This window comes from Pseudomonas sp. RGM 3321 (genome assembly GCF_022836805.1).
GTDB lineage: Bacteria > Pseudomonadota > Gammaproteobacteria > Pseudomonadales > Pseudomonadaceae > Aquipseudomonas.
Map to the genome: position 1 here is coordinate 1 of NZ_JALHBH010000056.1, position 891 is coordinate 891.

The 891-nt window shown below is 56.0% G+C and carries 1 pseudogene; it reads right to left on the bottom strand.

The features are described 5' to 3' along the window. Window positions 1-11: 11 nt before the first annotated feature. Window positions 12-891 (bottom strand): annotated as a pseudogene (locus tag RGM3321_RS00225) (IS3 family transposase); the annotation flags it as partial.

The window sequence follows — 891 nt, forward strand, 5'->3', positions numbered from 1 at the left end:
TCCACCGCGTGCTACGCGACCTTTACCACCACAGTCAGCTCCCTTTCAGGATTCAGATACACCGTCCCTATCGGGTTCCAGTTGCGTGTTTCTCCCGTCCATCGTTCCGGTCTTTTTTCTCTGGCCTGCTCATAGACCGCGTCGCGCCGGGCCAGGATCTCCCGGTCTTTCCCCTCGTGACGTTGAGCCGGTGTCACGAAGCGGATTCGGCTATGGCGATGCACGGTGTTGTACCAGACCATAAAATCCCGCACCCAGATACGCGCATCATCCAGACTGCTAAATCCATCTTGCGGCCACTGCGGGCAGTACTTCAGCGTTCTAAACAGCGACTCCGAGTAAGGGTTATCGTTACTGACACGCGGTCGGCCACGAGAGGGCGTGATACCCAGGTCGTACATCTTGGTCAGTAGCGTCACCGATTTCATCGGCGCACCGTTGTCCGAGTGAAGCACCAGCGGCTGGTGCCAGCACTTCTCCTGAGTCACGCTTCGTTGCAGTAACGCAGCAGCTTTTTCACCACTTTCTGCTTCGTAAACTTCCCAGCCCACAGCCTTGCGGCTGTAGATATCCTCAATCAAATAGAGGTAGTAAAACTTCCCTCGAACCGGTGACGGCAGGTAGGTGATGTCCCACGACCACACCTGATTAGCGGCTGTCGCCGCATAGGTGGTGGGTACCTCATGACGATGCGGGCGCTTGGCTCGCGAGCGATGATGCTGCTGACCTGCGGCATGCAACACACGGTAAAAAGTTGCTTCAGAACACGGTAAAAAGTTGCTTCAGAAGCTATGTAACGGCCCTCATCAGCCAGCTGTGGCACGATCTGGCTCGGAGGCAAATGCGCGTATGATTTGCTGTTGCACAGCGCCACGATAGCCTGACGTTCAA